The following is a 24,189-nucleotide window of genomic DNA, read 5'->3' on the forward strand; positions in this document are numbered from 1 at the left end:
AGTCGCCGAGTGCGAAGGAGCACGAGCCATGTCACGGGCCCGCGTCCACAACTTCTCCATCTCCCTCGACGGCTTCGGCACCGGTGAAGGTCTGAGCCAGGACGCCCCCTTCGGGCACGCCGGACAGAGGCTGCACGAATGGATGATCGCCACCCGGTGGTGGGATCCCGGCGGCAGCGGTGGCGTGGACGACGCCTTCGCCCAGCTGCACGGTGTGGGGATCGGCGCCGAGATCATGGGGGCGGGGAAGTTCGGTCCTCACGGGTGGCACGAGGACCCGGGGTGGGAGGGCTGGTGGGGCCCCAACCCGCCGTTCCACACGCCCGTCTTCGTCCTCACCCATTCCCCGCGCCCCTCGATCGAGATGGAGGGCGGCACCGTGTTCCACTTCATCGACGCCTCGCCCGCAGAGGCGCTCGACACGGCGCGCACGGCCGCCGACGGCCAGGACGTGCGCATCGGTGGGGGCCCCACCACGGTCCGCGACTTCCTGGCGGCCGGGCTCGTCGACCACCTGCACGTGGTGGTGGTCCCGATCCTGCTGGGCCGCGGCGTGCGCCTGTGGGAGGGACTCGAGGGCCTGGAGGCGGACTACCGGGTCGAGGCCACCTCCTCGCCCCGTGGAGTCACCCACGTGACCTTCACCCGGACGAGCGCCTGAACCGCCTCGGCCGGCCCAGCGTGGTGATGACCGGCGTGTTGACCGGGGCGGACCGATGGATCAGTGCGCGGGGAGTGCCCTGCCGATCTGCGGGCGGGGGCCGCGCCCGAGCCATCGGGCCACGGGGATGAGCACGATCAGGGCGAGGAAGCCGGCGAGCACCACCGTGGGCACGGCCAGGGAGTCCTCGAAGTTGGCGACCACCACCACGGTGGCAGCGCCCATGTTGCGCTGGGACGCCGAGATGCCCAGTACGACCCCGGTTCCTGCCCTCCACGCTCCCAGGATCCATCCGAGGCCGAAGTTCAGGGCGATGAACGCCAGGATCGCCGCGATGGTTCCGGTGCCGACCAGCCCGGCCAGCTCGCGGTGGTCGGCGAGGAACTGGTTGGCCAGCATCACGACCATGGCGACGAGGCTCAACCGCCCGACGGGTCGCTGGGCCAGGCCCGCAGCCGTCGGGGTGAACTGGCGCAGCAGCACCGCCCCGACCAGGGGCAGGAACATGGTCAGCAGCAGCACTGCGGCGATGGCTCCAGGAGCGACCTCGACTCCGGGGAGCAGCACGGGCAGCGCGACGGGCATGTACCCGATGGTGGCCAGCAGCATGACCGCCAGCAACGACGAGGACACGGCCATGTCCGCACGCGCGAGCTTCGACAGTTTGAGCACGAAGGGCGCCCCCGCGGCGCAGGCCAGGACCATCAGACCGATGCGGGCCTCCTGCGGGATGCCGAAGACCGTGATGACGGCGAAGGCCACGGCCGGAGCGATCACGAAGTTGGCCGCCAGCCCCGCCAGCACCAGACGAGCATCTCGGAGGGGTGTGAGGAACTGCCGGACCGTGTGCCCCAGACCCACGGCGACCATGCTGGTGACCGCGAAGAGCGGGACCGCCACGGCGGCCACGGCGTCGGTGACGGTCTGCAGGTCCATACCGCTCATTGTGCGGAGGAACCGCAGTGGAGTATTTTCAGATTTCCACCCAGTGGAAGAGGAGATCATGGCCGGCAACGCGACCACCCCGGGGCGTTCCGTTGCTTCCCGGGTCCTGGAGGTCATGGGGTCCTTCGATCCCACACACACCAGACAGAGCCTGTCCCAGATCTCCCGGCGCAGCGGGATTCCGGTGGCCACCTGCCACCGGCTCCTGAAGGAGCTGTCGGGGTGGGGGGCGGTGAGCCGTCAGCCGGACGGCACGTACACGGTGGGTCCCCGCCTGGCCAAGCTGGGGATGCTCGCCCCGATCCAACGAGGGCTCCGTCAGGTGGCGGCTCCCTACATGCAGGATGTCCTCTTCGCCACGCGCCAGGTGGTCAACCTCTTCGTGCTGGACGGGACGGAGGCGCTGCTGCTGGATCGGATCGCGGGCACTCATGTCGGCTCCCCGATCGCCCGCCCCGGCGACAAGCTGCCGTTGCACACCAGCGCCGGCGGGAAAGTGCTGCTGGCCTACGGGTCCGCCGAGCTGTGGGAGACCTGCACCCAGGCGCTCGTGCGGGAGACCTCGCGCAGCATCGTGGACATGCCTCGGCTGGAGCAGGAGATGGCCGCGGTGCGGGGACGCGGGTATGCCACGACCGACGGGGAGCACTCCCTCGGCGCGCACGGGCTCGCGGTGCCGATCCGGGACGTCGAAGGCGAGGTGATCGCCGCTCTGGGCATCGTCACCCTGGCGAGGATCAAGGACTCTCAGCGCATCGTTCCGGCGCTGCAGGTGGCCTCCGCGGCGATCACCCGTTCACTAGGAGTCCCCGCCTGACCTTCCCGCTCGCCGGGTCAGGCGTGACTGCCTGCGGGGGCTTCCGCGGGAACGACGGCGTAGACCTCACCGGGACGTGCCACGCTGACCGGTCCGGCGTACTCGGCTGCGACACCGGCGGTCCACTCCGCGTCGGTGGCGACACCGGCCAGATGGGACAGCACGACCCTGGCAACCCCGGCCCGGGCAGCGACTCGGCCCACCCCGGCGGGAGTGGTGTGCGAGATCTCCTGGTGGTTGAGGAACTCCGATCCAAAATCCCGTGCCCGGTAGAAGTCGAGGTTGACGGCCTCGTGCACCAGCAGGTCCGCCCCGCCGGCCAGGGTGGACGTGTTGAGGCACTCCGTCGTGTCCCCCGAGACCACCACCGATCCGTAGGCGGTGTCGAAGCGGAAGGCGAAGGCCGGGAAGATCGGCGGGTGCTCCACGAGAATGGCGCTCACCCGCACGACCTCGTCCTCGTAGACCAGGAACGGGTCCATCCGGGGGGTGTGCTCCCCGTCGGCCCCCGCCGCGGAGGCCGGCAGCCCGATCTCCTCGACCTGCACGAGGTCGTACAGAGGCGGACGCCCCTCGTCGACGATCCGGACGTCGATGTCGTAGGAGTAGGCCCGCAGCACGTGCTCCACCAGACCCGCGACGCCGACCCCTCCGGCGCGGGGGTCGGCCGGGCCGGGACCCAGGAGCTGCACCGGTTCGGTGAAGCCCTGCACCGGCCGGCCCCAGTTCCACAGCAGGAAGGCGGGGATCTCGGCCACGTGGTCCGAGTGCAGGTGGGTCACGAAGCAGGCCTTCAGGTTCTCCCCGCGCAGACCCGCCGCATGGGCGGCCCGGGTGACTCCGAGACCGAAGTCCACGAGGTAGAACCGGCCGTCGACGACGATGGCGGTCGCGATCCCAGGACACTCGGAGCGGATCGCGGGGCCGGCGGCGGTCCCGAGCGTGACCACGTGCAGCCCGCGGGCCTGGTCGAGGGGGGCGGCGAGGGCAACGCGGTCAGTCATGGGAGGGCCTTCCGATCGGGCGCGGCCTGCACGGGCAGGCGGGTGAAGTGCTCCTACTCTGCCCGCGCCTCCCGGTCGGGAGAACGCGTGATTTTCACTGGCCGGAAAACGTCCTATGTGCTCCAGTTCACAGGCTCCTAGATTCGCTGAGACACTTCACCACGGCCCGCACTCTTTCGAGGGTGCACGACGGGAGCCCACCGCCATGACCACCACAGCCGTACCCCAATCCGCTCAGCCTGTTCCGCCGGGATCGGGCATCGACCCCAAGGACCCGCACCACTGGAGCAGCAGGAAGCGCTCCCGCTACGCCTGGATGCTGACCTTCCTGCTGCTGTTCCTCATGATGCTCAGCTGGGCCGACAAGGCCGTTCTGGGCCTGGCCGCGGTGCCGTTGATGGAGGAGCTGGACATCACCCCGGAACAGTTCGGGCTGGTCGCCAGTGCCATGTTCCTCACCTTCGGGCTGGCACAGCTGGTGGCGGCCCCGCTGGCCAACAAGTTCCGGGCGAAGACCATCCTGCTGGTGCTGTGCCTGATCTGGTCGCTGTCGGTGATGCCGGTCGTGGTCTTCGCCACCCTGCCGGCACTGTGGGTGTCCCGGCTGGCGCTGGGCGCCGGTGAGGGCCCGCTCGCCCCGGTGCTCATGCACGCGGTCTACAAGTGGTTCCCCTCGAAGAAGGGGGCGACCCCGGCCGCGGTGGCTTCCTCCGGAGTGACGCTGGGCATCGTGGCCTTCGCCCCGGTGCTCGCCTGGGTCATCGCCCAGCACGGATGGCGCACGGCGTTCGTCGTCCTGGCCGTGGTCGGGGTGCTGTGGTGCGCGGCCTGGATGGTCCTCGGCAAGGAAGGGCCTTACACCTCTCTGGCGGCCGAGCGCGAGATCGAGGGCACCGAGATCGCCGTCTCCGCCCCCGGGGCCTCTCGGGTCAACGAGGAGAAGGTCCCCTTCTTCCGCAGCATCATGAACCCGACCTGGATCTTCGCCGTCATGGCATCGTTCTTCGCCTACTGGACCTTCACGCTGGCCATGTCCTGGGGCCCGGCGTACTTCCAGAACGTCATGGGCTTCAGCGGGCAGCAGGCCGGCTCCCTCATCGCCCTGCCTGCGGCGTGGGGCGTCATCGCCACGATCGGTCTGAGCATCCTGATCCAGCGGATGGATCAGCGGGGCGTGCCCAGCCGGCGTTCGCGCGGGTGGACCCTGGGCCTGGCCGGGGCCGGTGCCGGCACCGCCCTGCTGGCCTCCACGTTCGTCTCATCGCCGGTCCTCGGGGTGGCCCTGATGAGCATCGGGTTCGGCACCGCCCCGGCCATGTTCGCCATCACCTACCTCATCGTGGGCGAGCTGACCACGATCTCCCAGCGCGGTGGGCACCTCAACGTGGCCAACGCCGTGCTCACCACCGGCGGCGTGTTCGCCCCGGCCGTCGGCGGCTTCCTGATCGGCGGAGCCGCCACACCGGCCGACGGGTACCGGCTGGCCTTCCAGGTCACCGCCATCCTGCTGGTGGCCTTCGGCGTGCTCGCCCTGGCGTCCGTCAACCAGCAGAAGCAGCGACTCCGCCTGGGCATCGAGGCCTGAGCGGCTCGTCCGGACGGCGAAGGGGCCCCGCACCGTTCCCGGTGCGGGGCCCCTTCGCCGTCCGTGCCGCCGGCGTCAGCCGGTGTGCGGACGGGCGTTGACGGTGCGGGGCTCCAGGTACTCCCCCAGCCCCCACCGGCCGCGCTCACGCCCCAGCCCGGAGCCCTTCCACCCTCCGAACGGGGCGTCCAGCTCCACGACGGTGTGCTGGTTGATCCACGCCGTGCCGACCTCCAGCCGGGCAGCCACCTCGTGGGCCCGCTCCAGGTCCGGGGACCAGACCGAGGCGCCCAGGCCGAACTCCTGGGCGTTGAGCTCCTCCACGGTGGCGTCCAGGTCGTCATAGGCCACGACCGGCAGCGCCGCACCGAACTGCTCGCACGCCACCAGATCCGTGTGGTGCGGGGCGTCGGCGACGACGGTCGGCTCCAGGAAGTGCCCCGGCAGGTCCGTGCCGTGCTCCCCGCCGTGGGCGATGCGCCCGCCCTCGGCCACGGCCCGCGCCACGTAGTCCTTCACCAGCTGCTGCTGTCCGCTGGTGTGCATCGGCCCCATGGTGGTGCCCTCGGCCACGCCGTGGCCGATCCGCAGCGCGGAGACGGCTTCCACCAGGGCCTCCGTCAGCGCCGCCGACCGGTCCCGCGGGACGTAGACCCGCTTGACCGCCATGCACACCTGGCCGGCGTTGCGGAAGGCGGAGCCGGCGATCCGGGCGGCCGTGAACTCGAGGTCCGCATCCGGCAGCACGATCGCCGGATCGTTGCCGCCCAGCTCCAGCGTCACCTTCTTCACGGTCGGTGCGGCCTGGGCCATGATGGCGGCCCCGATCTCCGTGGACCCGGTGAACGAGATCTTCCGCACGCCCGGCATCTCGGACAGCGCCCTGGAGAGGACACCGCGGCCGGTGACGACCTGCAGCACGTTCTCGGGCAGGAACCGGTTGAGCACCTCGGCCAGCGCGCGGGTGGACATCGGGGTGGACGGGGACGGCTTGGCGATCACGGTGCACCCGGCCACCAGCGCCGGGGCCAGCTTCACCGCCAGCAGGGAGATCGGGAAGTTCCAGGGCGTGATGGCGCCCACCAGTCCCACGGGGGCGTACTGGACCTGGACGGAGCGGTCGCCGCGGACGGGCAGCGTCTCGACCAGGTCCCAGTCGAGGTCGGCGTAGTGGCGCAGCAGCCCGGCCGCGACCTTGAACTCCTGGGTGGCCTCGGCCCAGACCTTGCCCTGCTCCAGCGAGAGGATCCGGCCGAGGCCCTCGGCCTCGGCCAGCACCGCCTCGGAGGCCCGGCGCAGCGCCGTCCGGCGGACTTCACGGTCCGCGGCCCAGTGGCGGGCGACCGCGGCCGCGGCGGCAATCGCCCGCTCGACGTCCTCAGGCTGGTGCAGCGGAACTTCTCCGACCGTGTCCAGCGTGGCCGGGTCGATGACTTCGTAGGTGGCAGGCACCGGATCTCCTTGTCGCTCATGCTCCGGAAGCGCCCACCGACCGGTGGGCGGACTTCCCCTGTTCCCAGCTTCGAGCTCGCCTGTGACCGGACACACGCCATCTTCCACCCAGTGAAAAGGAGAGATGAACCGGGAGTACGCCAGGCCACATAGTGGAGTCGAACCAGCCGAACCGCACGCGGAGGATCCATTCGAGCGTGCAGGGGCCACTCTTCTGGAAGGACCACGTCCATGACCCTCGACGGACAGACATTCGTCGTCACCGGCGCCGCCTCCGGCATCGGTGCTGCCACCGCAGCTCTCCTGCGCGATGCCGGCGCGGAGGTGATCGGCGTGGACCGCAACACGCCCGCGGAGTTCCCGGGGGCCTTCGTCCAGGCGGACCTCTCCACGGCCGAGGGGGTGGCCGCGGCCGCCGGACGGATCCCGGAGGGTATCAACGGGCTGCTCAACATCGCCGGCGTTCCCGGCACAGCCCCCTGGCGTCTGGTGCTGTCCGTCAACGTCTTCGGCGTCCGGGATCTGACCCGGGCTCTGCTGCCCAAGCTCGTCCAGGGCGGCGTGGTCGTCAACCTGGCCTCCAACGTGGCCAGTGGCTGGACCGAGCGCCGCGAGCAGATCGTCGCGTTCACGTCCGTCGAGCACCGGGAGACGGCCCTGGACCTGGCCGGTGCGGACCCTGAGGTCACGGGGAACTCCTACCGGTTCTCGAAGGAGTGTGTCCGCTGGTTGAGCCTGGAGGCCGCCGCCTCCTCCCTGGGGAGGGCGCGCGTCGTCTCGGTCAGCCCCGGCCCCGTCCAGACCCCCATCCTGGAGGACTTCAAGATGGACCACGGCCGCGACAAGGTCGAGGGCGCCGTCGCCCTGCTGGGCCGCGCAGGGCAGCCGGACGACATCGCACAGGCCATCGGCTTCCTCGTCAGCCCGGAGGCCGCCTGGATCAACGGCACCGACGTGTGCGTCGACGGCGGCCTGAGCGCTCACCGCGCTGTGGCCGCATCCTTGTCCGTGACCGCCTGAGTGGAGGAACCATGACCACCGTGAACACCGTTCCCACCCCCGCCGTCGGGAACCAGACCACGAACGGCTACCGGCACGAGGTCGAGGAAGTCCTCGTCGACCGGCTCGAGACCGTGGCCGAGGGCGTTCGCCGGGTGACCCTGCGCATGCCCGACGGTTCCGACTTCCCGCAGTGGGAGCCGGGCTCGCACATCGATCTGATCCTGCCCCACCACATGCGCCAGTACTCCCTGTGCTCGCCCCTGGCCGACCGCAGCCGGATCCAGGTGTCGGTGCTGCGCACCCGCGATTCCCGTGGTGGTTCCGCCTACGTGCACGAGAGCCTGGCCGAGGGCGACACGGTCCACATCAACGGGCCCCGCAACAACTTCCCCTACGTCGACTCCCGGAAGTACCTGTTCGTGGCCGGCGGCATCGGCATCACTCCGATCCTGCCGATGATCGAGGCCGCGGAAGCCGCCGGCCGCGAGTGGCGCCTGGCCTACGGCGGACGCAGCCGGGCCTCGATGGCCTTCGCGGACGAGCTCGTGGCCGCCTACGGGGACCGCGTCCTCCTCTACCCGGAGGACGAGGTGGGGCGCATCGATCTCGAGGGTCTACTGGCCCTGCCGCGAGCGAAGATGCTGGTCTACGCGTGCGGACCCGAACCGCTGCTGCGCGTGATCGAGGACTACTGCATGGGCTGGCCCCCCGGTGCGCTGCACCTGGAGCGCTTCGTCGCGGCCAACCTCGACGCCGGGGCCAGCGCCGAGCCCTTCGAGGTGGAGCTGACCGATACGGGCACCACCGTCACCGTTCCCCCGGACCGCACCATCCTGGACGTGGTGGAGGAGCACGGAGTGCGTGTGCTCTCCTCCTGCCGCGCGGGAGTGTGCGGCACGTGCGAGACCCGCGTGGTGGCAGGGGAGGTCGAGCACCGGGACGCCATCCTCAACGAGGAGGAGAAGCACTCGGGCGACGCCATGATGATCTGCGTCTCCCGCGCCGCCGCCGGGTGCCGCAAGCTCACCCTGGAACTCTGAACCACCGACCCAGCACAGGAGTCACCATGACTGTCACCGCCACGAGGCCTGAGGCCGTGTCCTTGCCCGACGATCCCTTCTCCGTCGAGAACATCTCGAATCCCTACCCGCTGCACGAGAAGCTCCGGGAAGCCGGACCCGTGGTGTGGCTGGAGAAGCACGGCTGCTACGCCGTGACCCGCTACGAGTGGGTCTACGAGATCCTCACCGACTTCGAGTCCTACTGCTCCAGCGGTGGCCTCGGCCCCAAGGACATCCGCAAGGAACCCGAGTGGCGCCCGCCCTCGATCCTGGAGTCCGACCCGCCCACGCACACCGTGATGCGCCGGGGCCTGGCCGGGGTCATCTCCCCGTCCACCATGCGCCGGCTGCGGGAGCAGTTCGCCCCCTTCGCGGAGGAACTGGCCGAGCGGGTGGTGGCCCAGGGGGACGTCGACGGCATCAAGGACATCGCCGAGCCCTACCCCCTGAAGGTGTTCCCCGACGCGGTGGGCCTACGCCCGGGAGGCCGGGAGAACCTGCTCCCCTACGGTGCGATGGCCTTCAACGCCTTCGGCGCCGACAACGAGATCCGGGCCGAGGCCTTCACCGAGGGCGAGAAGGTCGCCGCGTGGATCATGGACAGCTGCGCCCGTGAGAACCTGTCGATCACCGGCCTGGGCGCCGACATCTGGAAGGTCGCCGAGGAGGGGCGCATCGCCCCTGAACAGGCCACCCTGCTGGTGCGCGCCCTGCTCTCCGCGGGGGTGGACACCACGATCTTCGGCATCGGGAACACGCTCTACAGCCTCGCCCGGCACCCCGAGCAGTGGGAGAAGCTCAAGGCCGACCCGAAGCTGGCCAAGTTCGCGGTCGACGAAGCGCTGCGCGTCGAGTCGCCGTTCCAGATGTTCCACCGCACCTCCACGGTCGACACCGAGATCGGAGGCGTCCGGATCCCCGCGGACTCGAAGATCCTGCTGTTCATGGGCGCGGCCAACCGGGACCCCCGCAAGTGGGGCGGGAACGCCGACGTCTTCGACCTCGACCGCAGCGCCTCCGGTCACGTGGCCTTCGGCATGGGCCTGCACCAGTGCGTGGGGCAGCCCATCGCCCGGATCGAGATCGAGCTCGTCCTGCAGGCGCTGGCCAGGCGCGTGGACCGGATCGAACTCACCGGCGAGCCGAGCCCGTGGATCCACAACGTGCTGCGCGGCTTCGCCCGCATGCCCCTGCGCCTGACACCACTGAGCCGAACGCACTGATGCTCCGGAGCACTGCCCCGACCCCAACGGTGGGCACGTCCCGTGCGGCACGGCGCCCCGGGACCGTCAGGGGGGCGATCCATGGATGAGTCCATGCCCGCACCGGACCGCAACCGCCTCTCGGCGCGCGTGCTGGGCGGTGGGACGGAACCGGATCCGCGGTTCACCCTGGCCAACGAACGCACCTTCCTGGCCTGGATCCGCACCTCCCTGGCGTTCCTGGCCGGCGGCATCGCGGTGGAGGCCTTCACCGAGGATCTCTTCCCCGAGCCGGTGCGCACCTTCCTGGCCGTGGTCCTGCTGCTGCTCGGGGTGCTCATCAGCGGCGGCGCCGCCTGGCGCTGGGTGGATGTGGAACGCAGCCTGCGGCGCAAGGCGCCACTGCCGCTGCCGCTGATCACCCCCCTGCTGGGCATCGGCGGGGCGCTCGCGTCCGGGGCCCTGGTCGTGTTCGTCCTGCAGACCTGATCGAGGCCGCCCGATGAACGGCTCCTCCCGACAGCCTCCGGGCACCCGGACACCGCGTCCGGCGCACGACGACCCCGGTCTCCAGCCCGAACGGACCGCACTGGCCTGGGGGCGCACGGTGCTGGCACTGATCACCGCCGCTGCCGTCTGCCTGCGCTGGATCTCCCACCACGGGCCGTTCGTCCTGTCACTCTTCGCCCTCGCCGTCGTCACCGGCACGGCGATCTGGCTGACCCAACGGGCCCGCTACACCCGCGGCTCCAGCGGGATCACCGCCGAGCGCGTCATCGCCGACGTGCACGGGGTGCTCGGCCTCGCTGCGGCCACGGTCGTTCTCGGTTCCCTGGGCATCTACGTCGTCGTGGTCCTCGCCTGATCCTTCTCGGGGCCGGGACGGACCGGCCGACGACTCGGACGCCTGCGCACCCGGTCCCCCAAAGAGCGGTGCTCCGACACCCGGGGTCTGCGGCCTCCACGATGTCGCGGCATGGCATTGTTCACACAAGTGAACTGCCGCGCCGAGGGCGGTGGGAGGCGAGAACTCCGAGGAGTGGAGAGCAGGAAGCCATGTTCTACATCGTCACGGCCATCGTCCTGGCCCTTGTCACCGTGATCTCGATCGCCGGCTGGATGATGTCCCCGAAGGAGACCGTCCGGAAGGACGCGGACGGCGAGCACGTCCACCCCAGCGCCACGAGGAAGGCGGCCGGCCTCACCGCCGTCAGCGCCCTGGTGCTCCTGCTGCTCGTCACGGCCGGGACGACTCTCGCCCGAGTGGGCGCACGTGAAGTGGGGATCGAGACCAGCCTCGGCAAGTACTCCCGGACCCTGCAGGCGGGATGGCAGATCAAGGCGCCCTGGGCCGAGGTGGAGACCTTCTCCACCCAGTTGCAGCGCTCGGAGATGGACGCCCCGATCGCCTTCGCCGGCGGCGGCTCCGGCACCCAGCACATGACCGTGCAGTGGACCATCACGGGAGAACAGGCCCAGGAGCTGTGGTCCCGGTACCGGCAGTTCGCGAACGTCGACGGCATGCTCGTCCAGCCGGCGGCCAGGGAGGCGGTCGCGACCGTCCTGGCGTCCTACACCCCCGCGGAGGCCCGCGCCGAGGGCAAGGTGGAAGAGGTGCGCGAGGCCGTGGAGAAGGCCCTGACCGAACGCCTGTCCCCCTACGGGGTGCAACTGGACTCCGTGGCGCTGCCGCCGGCGGCGCTCGACCAGACCGCCCAGGACGCGCTGAACCGGGTCGTGGAGGCCGAGGCGAACGTGGACCGCGCCCAGTCCCGTCTCGAGCAGGCCAGGATCGATGCCGAGGCGGACCGGGAGCGCAACAAGAACGTCACGGCGGAGAACCTGGTCCTCGAGTGCCTGACCATCACGAACAACTGGAACGTCGACGAGAACGGGCCCCTGCCGGCCACCTGGAACTGCTTCGGCGGGGACGCCGCGGACGTCCTCGTGAACACGAACCGGTAGCGCGGCCTCGGCCCGCCCGCACGCACACCGCGACCGTCAGCTCGTTGGCATCAGCACCGACCGTGATCCAGGATGAGGGATGACCACGACTCGACCCCTCCCGCGGACACGCGTCGCAGACGGGACCATGATGGCGGTCGTCACCACCGGTGTCGGCGGCTACGACCGTCTCGTGCTCTCCCGAGTGCCCGTCCCCGAGCCGGGCGAGGGTGAGGTGCTGGTCCGCGTCCTGGCGGCCGGCATGAACAACACCGAGATCAACACCAGGCTCGGCTGGTACTCGTCGTCGGTGACGGCAGGAACGAACGATGCGTCCGAGGACGTCGTCGGGGACGCCTCGACGAGACCGGACGGGGGCTGGAACGCGGCAACCCCGTTCCCGCTGATCCAGGGCGCGGACTGCTGCGGGCGGATCGCGGCCGTCGGTCGTGGGGGCGACGAGTCCGCCCTCGGGGCCCGGGTGCTGATCCGGGCCTGCATGCGCACCGAGGGTTTCTCCTCCTGGGACACGACCTGGCTGGGCTCCGATCTCGACGGAGCCTTCGCCCAGTTCGTCGTCGTCCCGGCGCACGAGGTCTTCCCGGTGGACTGCGACTGGAGCGACGCCGAGCTGGCGACCATCCCGTGCGCCTACGGGACGGCGGAGAACATGGTCCGCCGCGCCGGCATCACCACGGGGGCACGGGTCCTGGTGACCGGCGCCTCCGGAGGCGTCGGATCGGCCGTGGTGCAGCTCGCCAAGTGGCGCGGCGCCCATGTCGTCGGCATGGCCGGTGACGCCAAGCGGGACCAGGTCCGCGCCCTCGGCGCCGACGAGGTCATCGGGCGGGACGACCCGCGCAACGTGCTGGGCGCGGACAGCGTCGACGTCGTGATCGACAACGTCGCCGGGCCCGGCTTCCCGGCAGTGCTGGGCCTCCTCCGGAGGGGCGGGACGTACGTCTCCTCCGGGGCCATCGGCGGCCCCCTCGTGGAACTCGACATGCGCACCTTCTACCTGAAGGACCTCACCCTGATCGGGTGCACGGCGTGGGACGAAGAGGTGTTCCCCGATGTCGTCTCCTACATCGAGCGCGGAGAGATCCGGCCCCTCCTGGCGAGGGTGTTCCCGCTCGAGCAGATCGCGGACGCCCAGCGGGAGTTCCTGGAGAAGACGCACGTCGGCAAGTTCGCCCTGATTCCGCCCGACCCCGCCCCCTGAGCCACGGCTGCCGGACCCGACACACCCTGGGAGGACCATGCCGATCCCCGACCGACGCTGCACCACACCCGTCACCGACGACCTCCTCCACGGCGTCCTGGAGCTGGAGCGCACGGACGACGGGGTGATCCCGCACCGCCTCCCCGCGTGGGCCAGGAATCAGGCCCGCGACCCGCAGCTGGCCATGGCCGAGTCCCAGCCCGCGGGCGCGCGGCTGCTCTTCGCGACCGAGGCGAGCCGCATCGAGCTCCGCGGGCGCGCCACACGCTTCCGGTACGAGGGCGCACCACCGCGCCCGGCCGGCCTCTTCGACCTGCTGGTCGACGGCCGGCACACCCGGCAGGCCGGCCTCGAGGCCGCGACCGTGGTGAGCATCGACATGACCACCGGCGACCGGCAGATCACGCAGGCCGGGATCGGCGGCGTCGTCTTCGACGATCTGCCCCGGGGCCCCAAGACGGTCGAGCTCTGGCTGCCGCACAACGAGACCGTGGAACTGGCCGAGATCAGCTCCGACTCCCCCCTCCGGCCGGTGCAGGACCTGCGCCCGAGGTGGGTGCACCACGGCAGTTCGATCAGTCACGGCTCGAACGCGGTGCATCCCACCGGCACCTGGCCGGCGGTCGCCGCGAGGCGGGCCGACCTCAACCTGCTCAACCTCGGCTTCGGGGGCAGCGCGCTGCTCGACCCGTTCACCGCACGCACCATCCGGGACACCCCGGCCGAGCTGATCAGCCTCAAGCTCGGCATCAACCTGGTCAACCTCGATCTGATGCGGCTGCGGGCCTTCGGCCCCGCAGTGCACGGCTTCCTCGACACGATCCGCGACGGCCACCCCCACACCCCGCTGCTGGTGATCTCCCCCCTCCTGTGCCCGATCCACGAACACACCCCGGGACCCGGCGCCTTCGACCCGGACGCACTCGCCCGGGGTGAGATGCGGTTCCGGGCGACCGGCGACCCCGGCGAGGTCGCCGCCGGCAAGCTCACCCTGACGGTCATCCGTGCCGAACTGGCACGGATCGTGACGGAGCGGGCGCACGACGATCCGCACCTGTTCCACCTCGACGGACGCGAGCTCTACGGGGAGTCCGACGCCCGGGAGCTCCCCCTGCCCGACGCCCTCCACCCCGACGCGACCACGCACCTGCGGATCGGCGAGCGCTTCGCCGAGTTCGTGCTCGGCCACGGTTTCCTGCCGGCCGGCGAAGGGGCGTGACATCTTCGGCGGTTGGGTAACGATCCGGGGCAGGTCGGCCGGCCGGCCCGGAGGGCCGTCCTACGCTGGGGGCACCGCCTGTCCCACGCGTTCGCCGGGGCCGGTGCGTGATCCGGGGCCGTGGACCGGCCCGTCATCTCATCGATTCCACGGCCCGTGCGTGCTGTCGGGATGTGCCTTCGCGGTGGAGTGCGGCGCAGGGGTCGACATCGTCGCCCATGGCGACTGCGCCAGAAGCACTGCTCTCCGGGTGCAGGCCCTTCCCGGAAGCGGCCTGCGCCGATCGAGAAGGAAACGAAGATGTCCGCACCCGTACGCTCCACGCGCCGCACGTTCGCCGCCGCCACGGCGGCGGTGCTCCTCCTCGGGACCGGCGGGGCAACCGCCGCGCCGCCCTCCCCGGCCGGGCCGGCGGCCACTCCGGTCGCCGCGGCGGCACCGTCGGCTCCGGCCACGGGCCCCGAGGCCTGTGTCTCCGATGTCGACGACGTCGTCACCCGAGAACCCTCCGCGCAGATGTCCGAGCCGCTGCCCGAGGAACTGGCGACGACGTTGGACGCCGCCGCCCGGGCCTCGTTCGCGCAGGCCTCCACCCCCGGTGCGGTGGTGGGGGTCTCCTCCCCGGAGGGCACCTGGACGGCCGCCTACGGGGTGGCCGACCCGGCCACCGGGGAGCCCATGGAGGTGGGGGTGCACACCCGCGTCGGATCGGTCACCAAGCCCTTCACCGCCACCCTGGTCCTGCAGCTGGCCGAGGAGGGTGAGCTCTCCCTGGAGGACCCCATCGCCGACTACGTCGACGGCATCCCCAACGGAGAACAGATCACCCTGCGCCGGCTGGCGGACATGACCAGCGGGGTGGCCAGCTACACCCGCAGCACCCAGTTCACGGACCGCTTCTTCGCGGATCCGCAGCAGGTCTTCACCCCGGAGGAGCTGGTCGCCGTCGGCGTCTCGGAATCCCCCCTGTTCGCCCCCGGCGCGCAGTTCGACTACTCCAACACCAACTACATCCTGCTGGGCCTCGTCGTCGAACAGGTCACCGGCCAGCCGATCGGGGAGGTCCTGGAGGAGCAGATCTTCGACCCGCTGGGACTCGACGAGACCGTCTGGCCCGGTGACTCCACCGAGATGCCGGAACCCTACGCGCAGGGCTTCACGCTCCAGGGCGACACCGCGACGCCGGAGGCGCCGGCCGACGCCACGCACTGGAACCCCAGCTGGGGAGCCACCGCCGGGGCCCTGATCTCGGACGTGGACGACCTGCTCACCTACGGCCGGGCCCTGGGCACCGGGCACGGACTGCTGGAACCGGAGGCCCAGCGAGAGCGCCTCACCTCGTTCCAGCCCCCCGAGTCCGGCTACGGGCTGGGCTTCGGGTGCATCGACGGCTGGGTCGGGCACACCGGGACGCAGCCCGGGTACAACACCACCGTCTACTACGACACCACCACCGACACCACCGTGGTCGTGCAGGCCACCAGCGACATCCCCTCCGGGGACTGCCCGGAGTCCCCGGTGCTGGCCGACGACCCCAGGACCCTGCCGTGCGCCACCCCGGCCACACGGATCTTCGCCGAGGTCTCCACCGCCCTGGGCCACACCTTCACCCCCAACCCCGAACGCTGATCACCCGCTCCACCGAATCGGGCGGACATCGATGACGGGCAGGTCCCCGTCCGTCTCGATGGCGTCCCCGCCTCCGTTGCGGGCGTGATAGCCGGCGGAGAACTGCTCGACGACGTGGACCGTGGCGCCGACGGCCTGCAGGGACGAGACGACGAGATCACGCTCGCGGTCGGTGTCCGCGGCGGTCCAGCCGGCCCCGACCATCGCGGCGGACAGCTGCGCGGGGGTGCCGACCACCGCCAGGTTGACCGGGTCCCCCAGCAGGCCGTCGGAGGTGCGGGCCCGTCCGATGAAGTAGCTGGGGACGTAGATGCCGGTGAGCAGACGGTTCAACCGCGGCAGGAGCACATAGGCCGACAGCACCCAGAGGGGCAGGAACAACCAGGGCAGACGCCCGTCGTCGTCAACCTCCTCGAGGACGAGGTGGTAGACGCCCCAGCCGGCCAGCACGCTGGTGACGAGGAAGCCGAACCGGTGCGCCCACAGCACCACGGTGGCCCGTCGGGCACCGCCTTTGGGCTGCGGGCTCCGCTCGTCGCTGTCGGGGCGTCCACGTCCTGCATCCATCTCGCGCTCCCCGCCCCGTGTCCCGCACCGGACGTCCGCGGCGCCGGTCGTGGTGCCGGTCGTGGTGCTCCCAGGCTAGTCACGGCCCCAGCACCGGTGGAAGCGCCGCGGGGGCCTGCCGCAGGATCGGGTGCTGTCCGAGTCGGCTGATGGCCGCCATCAGGGCCGTACATTCGATGGATTCAGGAGATCCGCGTCACATGTCATCCAGCCATTGACCCATATCGTGGTTCACTGCTTACATTGTGGATCACAGAGAGAGTGACGTGCCCCACAAGACCGTGGGGGCGTCCCAGAGGAAAAGGTGGACCACTCATGGCCGACTGGCTGATTCTGTCGATCACTGCGGTGGTGATCTTGGCAATCGTTGTGATGATCGTGAAGTTCCGCATCAACCCGGTCGTCTCGCTCGTGATCGGGGCCGTGGCCCTGGGTCTGGCCACCGGGATGGGCCCGACCAGCACGACCGAAACGGTCATGCAGGGCTTCGGCGACATCATGCTCGAGGTGGGCCTGTTGATCGCCTGGGGAGTGCTGATGGGCTCGATCCTCAACGAGACCGGGGCGATCCGGCGGTTGGTGGACGGGCTGCTGAGGGTCTTCGGCCCGCGCGGGGTGCCCTACGCACTGGGGTTGACCCTCGGCACGATGCTGCAGTCGATCTTCCTGGACGTGCTGCTGGTGATGAGCGCCCCCTTGGCCCGGCGCATGGCTCCGCACCTGGGCAAGTACGGCACCGCGAAGATGGCCACGGCCATGGCCATCAGTCTCGAGTGCGGCATCGTGCTGATGGTGCCCGGTGTGGCCACCGTGGCACTGGCGGGGCTGCTCAGCGTGCCGCTGGGAAAGATGCTGATCTTCGGATTGATCGTCATCATCCCGACCATCGTGATCTCCATTGCGATCATGAACTTCTTCCTCACCCGCGGGCTGTGGAAGACGGATCAGGACGAGCTGCCCCTGGCCGAGGACGCGGCTCCGGCCACGGGAGCAGACGCCGGCACGAACAAGGACAGCAGCGACCACGAGCCGGTGGACGTTGAGGTTTCCGGTGGCCTGGTGGACGGCCACGGAAGCCGCGTCGGGCTGCTGCCCCACCAGGTGCACCAGGGCACCGTGCGCCAGCACAAGGAACCGGGCCTGTTCATCCTGTTCGCCCCGATGCTGCTGGCCCTGGTGCTGATCGCCACCGGAGCCATCCTGGAGATGGTCGGCCTGTCCAGCCCGGCGATGGAGCTGCTGTCCTCTCCGGTGATCGCCCTGCTGATCGGGCTGCTGGGCACCAGCGTGGTCGCCCGGTACACCATCGGCCGGGCACGGGTGGAGCAGGCCGTGGTCGACGGATTCCGCGAGTCCGGGCAGATCCTGATCCTCACCGGCGCCGGCGGTTCGCTGGCGGCCGTTGTTGCTGCCAGCGGCATGGGCGACATCCTCGGGAAGTACTTCACCGCCGGTTCCTTCGCCCCGCTGCTGACGGTGTGGGCCATCGCCGCGGTGCTGCACGTGGCTGTGGGCTCGGTGTCGATCTCTGCGATCACCGCCGCGGGTCTGCTCGCTCCGGTCGCCTCGCAGATCGGGTTGGACCCGGTGCTGATCGCCCTGGCGGCCGGGGCCGGGTCCCTGTTCCTCGTCCACGTCACCTCCAACACCTTCTGGCTCCTGCAGTCGATGCTCGGGCAGACCACCAAGGGCACCCTGAAGTCCTGCTCTCTCGGCGTCTCGGTGGCATCGGTGGTGGCCCTGGGCTGCACCGTGGTGCTCAGCCTGTTCATCTGACCGACCGCGCAGACACCGCGATCCCCCGACACGCATCACCGAGAGGACACCCTCACCATGGAAGAGACCACACCCCAGCCCCTGGCCGGCATCCGGGTCCTGGAACTGGGCAACTACATCGCCGCCCCGACCGCCGGACGCCTGCTGGCCGACTTCGGCGCCGAGGTGATCAAGGTCGAACGCCCCGGCACCGGCGACGAGCTGCGCAACTGGCGCCTGCACAAGGGCACCACCTCGATGCTGTTCCGCACGATCAACCGGAACAAGAAGTCCGTCGTCCTGGACCTGCGCTCCGACGCGGGCCGGGAGGCCGTCAAAGCCTTGGCGGCCGAGTCCGACGTGCTGCTGGAGAACTTCCGGCCAGGCACCTTGGAGAAGTGGGGCCTGGGCCCGGAGGTGCTCAACGAGGTCAACCCCGAGCTGGTGATCAGCCGGATATCCGCCTTCGGGCAGACCGGTCCGCTGTCCCGTCGGCCCGGCTTCGCCGCCGTGGCCGAGGCCTACAGCGGATTCCGCAACCTGGTCGGCGATCCGGATCGCGCCCCGGTGCGGGTCGGCGTGTCGATCGGAGACTCCATCGCCGGCCTCTACGCCGCCTTCGGGGTGGTGATGAGCCTCTACCAGCGCGAAGCACGCAGAACCGTCGGCAACGGTGGTGTCCCGCTGCGGGAACGGGTGATCGACGTGGCCCTGCACGAAGCCATGTTCTCGATGATGGAATCACTGATCCCCGACTACCAGGCCTACGACGTCACCCGCGAACGCGTCGGTGGGCGGATGGAGGGCATCGCCCCGTCCAACGCCTATGTGTGCGCCGACGGGGCCAGCATCGTGGTGGCCGGCAACGGCGACTCCATCTACCAGCGCTACATGGAGACCATCGGACGCCCCGACCTCGCCGCCGATCCGGGTCTGCGGACCAACGCCGAGCGCTGGGCCCGCCGCGAGGACCTCGATGCGGCCATCAGCGCCTGGACGGCCCAGCGGACCTCGGCCGAGGCCCTAGAAGCCCTCGGCGCGGTCGGGGTGCCGGCCGGTCCGATCTACACTGCCGCCGACATCAGCGAGGACCCGCAGTACGCCGCTCGGCACATGATCCAGAAGTTCGACGTCTCCACCGGTGAGGAAGAGCTGCACGACGTCGGCTTCCCGGGCATCGTGCCCGTGCTCGGGGAACATTCCCTGCCCATCCACCACCTCGGCCCCGACCTGGGCGAACACACCCAGGAGGTGCTCGCCGGGCTGCTCCGTCTCAGCGCGGAGCAGATCGCCGAGGCCACCGCCACCAAGGAGACCCTGCCCGCATGAACCACACCCTCGAACCCCGCGCCGAGCTGCGCGACGTCACCCTGCGCGACGGCCTGCAGCTGACCGGCAAGGTCCTCTCCACCGAGAAGAAGGTCGAGGTCGTCCGGGAGCTGATCCGCCTGGGCGTGCCGGCCATCGAGCTGGGCTCCATGGCCCGCCCCGAGCTGGTCCCGCCGATGGCCAACACCCTGGAGGTCGTCGCCGCCCTGACCCAGGAGGAACTCGAGAAGTGCTGGATCTGGGTGGCCACCCCCCGCCACATCGCCCGGGCCGCCGAGGCCGGGGCCCGGAACTTCCAGTACTGCTTCTCCGTCACCGACTCCCACAACCAGGCCAACATCGGCCGGAGCACCGAGGCCAGCCTGACCGCCCTGCCCGAAGCCGTGCAGATCACCCGTGGTGTGGGAGGGCGCATCCAGCTGTGCCTGGCCACCTCCTTCACCTGCCCCTTCGAGGGCCCCGTGGACCCGGAGCGGGTGCTGGCCATCGCCAACGACCCGCGTGCGGCGGGCACCGAGGACATCGTCGTCTGCGACACTCTCGGCCAGGCCGTCCCCGCCCAGGTCGCCGAGCTGATCAGCCGTGTCCGGGAGGAGACCCCGACCCGGCGCATCGTCTTCCACGGCCACGACACCTGGGGACTGGGCGTGGCCAACACCCTGGCCGCCATCACGGCCGGGGCCACGATGGTCGACGGCGCCCTGGGCGGACTCGGCGGGTGCCCCTTCGCCCCCGGGGCCAGCGGCAACACGTCCAGTGAGGACCTGCTCTTCGCCACTCGACCCCCGTGGCTCACCCCCGAGGCATTCGGTGACCTGGTGACACTCTCCGAAGGGCTTCTCGAGGAGCTGGCGGAGCCCAACCGATCCAAGGCCGCCCAGGGCGCCCGCTCCAAGGCCACCGCCTTCGAGTGGGTCACCCACTCCGAAGCGGTCCCGGCCTGCGATCGGGTCGGCTGAGCATGGACGCACGATTCCTGGTCACCACCCCGATCCCCGACCCCGGCCTCCCGCTGCTGGAGGCTGCAGGCTCGGTCACGGTCCTTCCGGACCCCCCGGACTACTCCCGTCTGCGGCAGCTGTGCGCCTCCGGGGACTACGACGTGGTGCTCACCCAGCTGCGCGACACGGTCGATGCCGCCCTGCTGGCCGAGGCGGAGATCAAGGGGGTGTCCAACTTCGCCGTCGGGTACAACAACATCGACGTCGGCGCCGCCACCTCCTGCGGCATCCTGGTGGGCAACACCCCCGGGGTCCTGACCGACGCCACCGCCGATGTCGCCATGGCGCTGATCCTCGGCACCGCTCGCCGGGTCGTCGAAGCCGACCGCATGGTCCGCGAAGGCCGCTTCCACGGCTGGGAACCAGAGCTGCTGCTCGGCCGCGACGTCACCGGGGCCGTCCTGGGCCTGGCCGGATTCGGGCGGATCGCCCGCGCCGTCGCCCGCCGAGCCCTGGCCTTCGGCATGCAGGTCCTGTTCTCCCCGCGCCCGCCCGGGGATCGATCCGTGAGCCAGGACGAACTGGGCGAGTTCTCCGGCCGCGTCACCCAGGTGCCCTGGGAGGAGCTGGTGGCCCGCAGCGACTTCCTGTCCCTGCACGTCCCCCTCACCGAGCAGACCCACCAACTGGTGGACGCCGAGGTCCTCGGGCGCATGAAACCGGAAGCGATCCTCATCAACACCGCCCGCGGCCCCGTCGTGGACGAGTCCGCCCTGGTCGTCTCCCTGCGCAACGGCGGGATCGCAGGGGCCGGTCTCGACGTCTACGAGGACGAGCCTCACCTGGCTCCAGGTCTGGCGGAACTGCCGAACACCGTGCTGCTGCCCCACATCGGGTCGGCGACCGTGCCGGTCCGAGCGGAGATGTCCCGGCTCAGTGCGCTCAACGCCGTGGCCATGGCCACCGGTCAGCGCCCGCCCCACCTGGTCAATCCAGAGGTGATCGGATGAAGATCATCACCGCCCCCGACAGCTTCAAGGGCACCCGCTCCGCCCCTGAGGTCGCCGCTGCCATCGCCGCCGGGGTCGGCAGGGACAGCGCTGTGCACCTGTCCTCGCCGTCGTCGGGTCCATCGCCGAGGGTCCAAACGGCGAGGCAGACCGGTGACTAGGAGTTCGCCTCATCGGGGAAACGCCCCCCGACCAGCCGCGTCATCCGCTCCGCGGTGGACAGCAGGTCCTCGACCCACCCCTCGCACACCGCATACGGCATGCGCAAGGTCGGGCCGCTGATCGTCACGGCCCCCACCAGAGCGCCGGTGGAGTCGAACACGGGGGCGGACAGACCCGACGCCCCATCATCACGTTGCCCGGTGGTGATGGAGAATCCGTCCCGCCGGGCGCGGCCCACCGCAGACTCGAGCTCCTCGGAACTGGTGATCGTGAAATCAGTCAACGGCGGCAGAGGGGATTCCAGGACCTGCCGCAGCAGCTCCGGCTTCCAGGCGAGCAGAACCTGTCCGGCGGAACCGGCGTGCAGGGGCAGGATCGCGCCCACGTGCATCTCACGACGCAACGCGTGACGCGTCTCGGCCATCGCCACACACACGCGATACCCCCGCTCGGCCTGGAAGAAGCACACCGTCTCCCCGGTGCGGTCACGCAATTCCTTCAGCAAGGGGACGAACAGGTCCAGCATCGCCACCCCACGCGTGGCCGGCGCAGCCCAGTACGCCATCTTCATGCCGATCCGGAAAGAATCGTCCTCACGGTCGAGAAATCCCTGTGCCACCAGGTTCGTCACCAGGCGTTGCACCGTCGAGGTCGGCATGCCTGTCGAATCGCGGATCTCCCCCAGCGTCAATGTCGGACGCGTCAAGGTGAAGGCATCCAGAATGGCGCTGATCTTTCCCAGCACCAGCAAAGGGTTGTGGGGAGCCTGGGACCTTGTCTCGGACGACGCCATGAGTAGACGCTAACCCACCGCGCTGCTCCTGCCCGGTGACCAGGAGTGCGCACCGGACGTTCCGGAGCCTGCACCTAGCGGGATTCCCCGCCAGCCTCTCGGAGGGCGAAGCTCCGCCGGTAGGCGGACGGCGTGGTCGCGTAGGCCGAGACGAAGTTCTGCCGGAGGGTGACAGCGCTGCCGAAGCCGCAGGCCAGCGCGATCCGGTCGACACCCCAGCGCGTGGTCTCGAGCAGGCTGCGGGCCTCGTCGAGGCGTCGCGCGAGGACCCAGCGAGCGGGGGTGGTGCCGGTGGTGTCGCGGAAGCGGCGCACGAGGGTCCGGCGGCTCATCCGGGCGTGGGCGGCGAGCTCGTCGATGGACAGGGGCTCGTGCAGCCGGGCCATCGCCCAGTCCAGCGTGGCGGCCAGGGGATCCCCGCTGTCGGGCCGGGCGACCGGGCGCTGGATGTACTGCGCCTGCCCGCCTTCCCGGTGCGGGGCCACGACCAGGCTGCGGGCGACCCGGTTGGCGGCCGCGGCGCCCAGGTGCTTGCGGACCAGGTGCAGGCAGGCGTCCAGGGAGGAGGCCGTGCCGGCGGAGGTCATGACGTCGTCGTGGTCGATGTAGAGCACCGAGTCCTCGACCGCCAGCTCCGGGTGACGGGACGCGAGTTCGTCCATCCCCTCCCAGTGCGTGACGGCGGGCCGCCCGCCCAGCAGACCGGCCTCGGCGACGGCGAAGGCCCCCATGCACAGACCCACCACACCGGCGCCACCGGCGTGCGCGCGCAGGAGCACGGCGCGCAGCGACTCGTCGACGGCCACCGGCGGATAGGGCCAGGAGGGGATCACCACCAGGTCGGCGTCCTCGGCAGCTTCTGGCCCGGCGAGACGGCCCAGCGAGTAGCCCTCCGCCGTCGTGATCATGTCCGCGCCCGTGCTCCACAGCACCGTGTCCCAGCGCTCGGCCAGGCCCAGCCGGGTGACCTCGCCGAACACCAGCTGCGGCACGGCCAGGTGGAACATCGTCACACCGTCGAACGCATGGATCGCGATCCGCACCTGTCGTTCCTCTCCCACCGGGACCACCACGGAGCAGAAGTGGCCCGATCTCATCGTAATCGTGCACGCGGGCCGATCGCGGCGGCGACCGGCATGGCAGGAGCATGGAGACGGGCCGAGCACCACAGCCCGCCCATCCCACTGTCCAGAGGAGACCCCGTGACCATCCCCCGCCGCGCCCTGATCGTCGTCGACGCCCAGATGGAGTACTTCGACGGCCCGATGTCCATCCAGTACCCGCCCCGCGAGGAGTCGCTCGCCAACATCAGCCGCGTCCTCGAGGTCGCCGCCGAGCAGGACATGCCGGTCGTCATGGTCCAGCACGAGACGGACGAGGGCGCACCCATCTTCGCGCCCGGCTCGGCGGGATATCCGCTCCACCCTGATCTCGAGCAGCTCGACGACCGGCAGTGGAAGCAGGTCGTGAAGGGGTACGGCAGCGTCTTCGCCGGCACCGACGTGGCCGAGTGGCTGCGCGAGCGCGGCGTCGACACGATCACGGTCGTCGGCTACATGACCAACAACTGCGACCTGGCGACGGCGGTCGAGGCCGAGGGGCTCGGCTTCGCCGCCGAGATCCTCTCCGACGCCACCGGCGCGATCCACCTCGCCAACGAAGCCGGTCAGGTCTCGGCCGAGGATCTGCACCGCACCCTGATGGTGCTGCTGCAGTCGAACTTCGCCGCGGTCACCACCACGGACGCCTGGATCGGAGCGGTCGCCGGCGGCGAGTCGCCGGTCCGCAGCAACCTCGTCGCCTCGGCCATGAACGGAGCAGAAGCGTTCACCAGCGGTTCCTAGAGGTATGTCGTGACCGCCCGGCCTTGCTGGGGGTTTCGGGCCGGC

The 24,189-nt window shown here is 70.5% G+C and carries 23 protein-coding genes; 17 read left to right on the forward strand and 6 right to left on the reverse strand.

Annotated elements, in window-relative coordinates; translation table 11 throughout:
- Window positions 1–28: 28 nt before the first annotated feature.
- Window positions 29–661, forward strand: a complete 633-nt coding sequence (locus H488_RS30690) for a dihydrofolate reductase family protein (protein ID WP_017834038.1) — start codon at window positions 29–31, stop codon at window positions 659–661.
- Window positions 662–721: 60 nt separating this feature from the next.
- Here the strand turns inward: H488_RS30690 and H488_RS30695 are convergent, their stop codons facing one another.
- Window positions 722–1,597 carry a bile acid:sodium symporter family protein gene (locus tag H488_RS30695; protein WP_017834039.1) on the reverse strand — a complete coding sequence of 292 codons (876 nt, stop codon included), beginning with the start codon at window positions 1,595–1,597 and terminating at the stop codon, window positions 722–724.
- Between the two features lie 67 nt (window positions 1,598–1,664).
- Here H488_RS30695 and H488_RS30700 point away from each other — a divergent pair, with 67 nt between their 5' ends.
- Window positions 1,665–2,423: an IclR family transcriptional regulator gene (locus tag H488_RS30700; protein WP_031283289.1), complete on the forward strand. Its 759-nt coding sequence runs from the start codon at window positions 1,665–1,667 to the stop codon at window positions 2,421–2,423.
- 17 nt (window positions 2,424–2,440) lie between these two features.
- On the opposite strand, the gene H488_RS30705 is transcribed toward H488_RS30700, so the two are convergent.
- Window positions 2,441–3,427 (reverse strand): MBL fold metallo-hydrolase, encoded by a 987-nt coding sequence (locus tag H488_RS30705; protein WP_017834041.1) that lies wholly within the window; start codon window positions 3,425–3,427, stop codon window positions 2,441–2,443.
- A 205-nt stretch (window positions 3,428–3,632) separates the two neighbouring features.
- On the opposite strand from H488_RS30705, the gene H488_RS30710 reads away from it, so the two are divergent.
- Complete coding sequence (locus H488_RS30710) at window positions 3,633–5,012, forward strand: MFS transporter (RefSeq protein ID WP_043739201.1); 1,380 nt, start codon at window positions 3,633–3,635, stop codon at window positions 5,010–5,012.
- A gap of 75 nt (window positions 5,013–5,087) precedes the next feature.
- Here the strand turns inward: H488_RS30710 and H488_RS30715 are convergent, their stop codons facing one another.
- The gene (locus H488_RS30715; RefSeq protein ID WP_017834043.1) at window positions 5,088–6,464 is read right to left on the reverse strand and encodes an aldehyde dehydrogenase family protein; all 1,377 of its coding nucleotides are present in this window, start codon (window positions 6,462–6,464) and stop codon (window positions 5,088–5,090) included.
- A gap of 231 nt (window positions 6,465–6,695) precedes the next feature.
- Here H488_RS30715 and H488_RS30720 point away from each other — a divergent pair, with 231 nt between their 5' ends.
- The 9 genes from H488_RS30720 to H488_RS30760 all read left to right on the forward strand — a co-directional run bounded on the left by H488_RS30720 (window position 6,696) and on the right by H488_RS30760 (window position 15,743).
- The gene (locus H488_RS30720) at window positions 6,696–7,484 is read left to right on the forward strand and encodes a coniferyl-alcohol dehydrogenase (RefSeq protein WP_017834044.1); all 789 of its coding nucleotides are present in this window, start codon (window positions 6,696–6,698) and stop codon (window positions 7,482–7,484) included.
- An 11-nt stretch (window positions 7,485–7,495) separates the two neighbouring features.
- Window positions 7,496–8,506 carry a PDR/VanB family oxidoreductase gene (locus H488_RS30725; RefSeq protein WP_017834045.1) on the forward strand — a complete coding sequence of 337 codons (1,011 nt, stop codon included), beginning with the start codon at window positions 7,496–7,498 and terminating at the stop codon, window positions 8,504–8,506.
- A 26-nt stretch (window positions 8,507–8,532) separates the two neighbouring features.
- Window positions 8,533–9,750 (forward strand): cytochrome P450, encoded by a 1,218-nt coding sequence (locus H488_RS30730; RefSeq protein ID WP_017834046.1) that lies wholly within the window; start codon window positions 8,533–8,535, stop codon window positions 9,748–9,750.
- Between the two features lie 93 nt (window positions 9,751–9,843).
- On the forward strand, window positions 9,844–10,218 hold the full coding sequence (locus H488_RS30735; protein WP_017834047.1) for a YidH family protein: 375 nt from the start codon (window positions 9,844–9,846) through the stop codon (window positions 10,216–10,218).
- A 13-nt stretch (window positions 10,219–10,231) separates the two neighbouring features.
- The gene (locus H488_RS30740) at window positions 10,232–10,594 is read left to right on the forward strand and encodes a DUF202 domain-containing protein (RefSeq protein ID WP_017834048.1); all 363 of its coding nucleotides are present in this window, start codon (window positions 10,232–10,234) and stop codon (window positions 10,592–10,594) included.
- Window positions 10,595–10,785: 191 nt separating this feature from the next.
- On the forward strand, window positions 10,786–11,694 hold the full coding sequence (locus H488_RS30745; RefSeq protein ID WP_017834049.1) for an SPFH domain-containing protein: 909 nt from the start codon (window positions 10,786–10,788) through the stop codon (window positions 11,692–11,694).
- A 127-nt stretch (window positions 11,695–11,821) separates the two neighbouring features.
- Window positions 11,822–12,895 carry an alcohol dehydrogenase family protein gene (locus tag H488_RS30750; protein ID WP_043739205.1) on the forward strand — a complete coding sequence of 358 codons (1,074 nt, stop codon included), beginning with the start codon at window positions 11,822–11,824 and terminating at the stop codon, window positions 12,893–12,895.
- A 37-nt stretch (window positions 12,896–12,932) separates the two neighbouring features.
- Complete coding sequence (locus H488_RS30755; protein WP_017834051.1) at window positions 12,933–14,114, forward strand: SGNH/GDSL hydrolase family protein; 1,182 nt, start codon at window positions 12,933–12,935, stop codon at window positions 14,112–14,114.
- 300 nt (window positions 14,115–14,414) lie between these two features.
- Window positions 14,415–15,743 (forward strand): serine hydrolase domain-containing protein, encoded by a 1,329-nt coding sequence (locus tag H488_RS30760; protein ID WP_017834052.1) that lies wholly within the window; start codon window positions 14,415–14,417, stop codon window positions 15,741–15,743.
- Here the strand turns inward: H488_RS30760 and H488_RS38425 are convergent, their stop codons facing one another.
- Window positions 15,744–16,310, reverse strand: coding sequence for an LssY C-terminal domain-containing protein (locus H488_RS38425; RefSeq protein ID WP_081615811.1), 567 nt, complete (start codon window positions 16,308–16,310; stop codon window positions 15,744–15,746).
- Between the two features lie 315 nt (window positions 16,311–16,625).
- On the opposite strand from H488_RS38425, the gene H488_RS30770 reads away from it, so the two are divergent.
- From H488_RS30770 to H488_RS30785, 4 genes are read left to right on the forward strand one after another with little or no spacing between them, the layout of a single operon-like run.
- Window positions 16,626–18,086, forward strand: a complete 1,461-nt coding sequence (locus H488_RS30770; RefSeq protein ID WP_017834054.1) for a GntP family permease — start codon at window positions 16,626–16,628, stop codon at window positions 18,084–18,086.
- A gap of 57 nt (window positions 18,087–18,143) precedes the next feature.
- Complete coding sequence (locus H488_RS30775) at window positions 18,144–19,394, forward strand: CaiB/BaiF CoA transferase family protein (RefSeq protein ID WP_017834055.1); 1,251 nt, start codon at window positions 18,144–18,146, stop codon at window positions 19,392–19,394.
- Complete coding sequence (locus tag H488_RS30780; protein WP_017834056.1) at window positions 19,391–20,353, forward strand: hydroxymethylglutaryl-CoA lyase; 963 nt, start codon at window positions 19,391–19,393, stop codon at window positions 20,351–20,353. Before H488_RS30775 ends, H488_RS30780 begins: the two co-directional genes overlap by 4 nt.
- A gap of 2 nt (window positions 20,354–20,355) precedes the next feature.
- Entirely contained in the window at window positions 20,356–21,345 is a 990-nt protein-coding gene (locus H488_RS30785) for a 2-hydroxyacid dehydrogenase (RefSeq protein WP_017834057.1), read from the forward strand.
- A 157-nt stretch (window positions 21,346–21,502) separates the two neighbouring features.
- On the opposite strand, the gene H488_RS30790 is transcribed toward H488_RS30785, so the two are convergent.
- Both H488_RS30790 and H488_RS30795 read right to left on the reverse strand, forming a co-directional pair.
- Complete coding sequence (locus H488_RS30790) at window positions 21,503–22,252, reverse strand: IclR family transcriptional regulator (protein WP_237740454.1); 750 nt, start codon at window positions 22,250–22,252, stop codon at window positions 21,503–21,505.
- 122 nt (window positions 22,253–22,374) lie between these two features.
- Window positions 22,375–23,343 carry a GlxA family transcriptional regulator gene (locus H488_RS30795; RefSeq protein ID WP_017834060.1) on the reverse strand — a complete coding sequence of 323 codons (969 nt, stop codon included), beginning with the start codon at window positions 23,341–23,343 and terminating at the stop codon, window positions 22,375–22,377.
- A 159-nt stretch (window positions 23,344–23,502) separates the two neighbouring features.
- Between H488_RS30795 and H488_RS30800 the strand changes: the two genes are divergently transcribed.
- Window positions 23,503–24,144 carry an isochorismatase family protein gene (locus H488_RS30800; RefSeq protein WP_017834061.1) on the forward strand — a complete coding sequence of 214 codons (642 nt, stop codon included), beginning with the start codon at window positions 23,503–23,505 and terminating at the stop codon, window positions 24,142–24,144.
- The last annotated feature ends 45 nt before the right edge of the window (window positions 24,145–24,189 follow it).

The organism is Kocuria sp. UCD-OTCP, from assembly GCF_000349605.1.
Classification (GTDB): domain Bacteria; phylum Actinomycetota; class Actinomycetes; order Actinomycetales; family Micrococcaceae; genus Kocuria; species Kocuria rosea.